Origin of the sequence: Rhizobacter koreensis, from assembly GCF_013366375.1 — a bacterium.
Taxonomy (GTDB): Bacteria; Pseudomonadota; Gammaproteobacteria; order Burkholderiales; family Burkholderiaceae_C; genus Schlegelella_A; species Schlegelella_A koreensis.
The window spans coordinates 1-1,258 of record NZ_JABWMJ010000038.1 but is presented as its reverse complement, the minus strand read 5'-3'; the positions used below and the strand labels follow the sequence as shown (position 1 = coordinate 1,258).

The window sequence follows — 1,258 nt, the reverse complement described above, 5'->3', positions numbered from 1 at the left end:
TGACCTGCCCCCTTCCGGCGTACCAGTGTTTCGGAAGGAGTCCGGGTTGAAGGTTACGTGATCTCGTTGGTTGCCGTGGACTGGTGAGCAGCACCGCCGGCATGCCGGCGGTGCTGCTCGGCGAAGAGCGCTGGAGGTATTCGTCCAATGCTGCTGTGCGGTCGCACCTCGTTGTAGTCGCGCCTCCAGTGCGCGATTGCGTCGCGGGCCTGGTGCAGCGTCTGGAACCAGTGCTCGTTGAGGCACTCGTCTCGGAACTTGCCGTTGAAGCTCTCGATGTAGCCGTTCTGCATGGGTTTGCCGGGCTGGATGAGCAAGTGGCGCACGCCGTGCGCGTTCGTCCAGGCGAGGAACGCGCGGCTGGTGAACTCGGGGCCGTTGTCGGTCCTGACCGCCGCCGGGTAGCCACGGAACACGGCAGCGCGATCGAGCAGCCGCGTGACGTACTCGCCCGAGATGCCGTAGTCCACGGTGATGTCGACGCACTCGTGGCTGAAGTCGTCAGCCACGGTCAGGCACTTCAGGCGCCGCCCGTTGGCCAGGCTGTCGCTGACGAAATCCATGCTCCAGACCTCGTTGACGTTGCTCGCCGCCTGCAGCGGCACGCGCTCGGCCGGGGGCCGGCGCACCTTCTTGCGCTTGCGCACGGCCAAGTTCGCAGCCGCGTACAGGCGCCACACGCGCTTGTGGTTGATGCTCGGGAACTCCGGACGCAGCAGGTCGTGGATGCGCCGGTAGCCGAAGCGCTGACGCACCTGGGCGATCTCGACGATGCGCCCGGCCAGCTCTCGCGTGGCGGCGTCGGGCTCGGGCGGGTGGCGGTAGCTGTCGCGGGAGAGCCCCACAAGACGACACGCTCGGCGCTCCGACAGATGGTGTTCGCTGACCATCCTGGTGATCGCCTCGCGCTTGGCCTGTGGGGCTAGCGCTTTACCCCGAGAACGCTCTTGAGCGCGTGCATGTCCAGATGCGCCTCGGCTAGCAGCTTCTTGAGCTTGGCGTTCTCCCCCTCGAGCTCGCGCAGCCGCTGCGCGTCAGGCACTTCCATGCCCCCGAACTTCGAGCGCCACTTGTAGAACGTTGCGTCGCTGAAGCCGCCCTTGCGGCAGATCTCCGCCACCGGCATCCCGGCCTCAGCCTGCTTGAGGAACCCGATGATCTGTTCCTCGCTGTACTTGCTCTTCCTCATGCCCGCCATTCTCCTGATGAGCGGACTTCCCTTCTATTACCTTGGTACGGCTGGAGGGGGGCAGGTCAG

1 protein-coding gene is annotated in these 1,258 nt (G+C 65.9%); it reads right to left on the bottom strand.

Translation table 11 applies throughout. The annotated features are described in order from the left end of the window. Nucleotides 1-53: 53 nt before the first annotated feature. Nucleotides 54-1,189, bottom strand: a protein-coding gene (locus tag HQN59_RS25735; RefSeq protein WP_425342779.1) for an IS3 family transposase whose coding sequence is annotated in 2 segments (ribosomal slippage) — nucleotides 54-940 and nucleotides 940-1,189 — 1,137 coding nt in all. Because the reading frame shifts where the segments join, the coding sequence is not laid out codon by codon here. Between the last annotated feature and the right edge of the window lie 69 nt (nucleotides 1,190-1,258).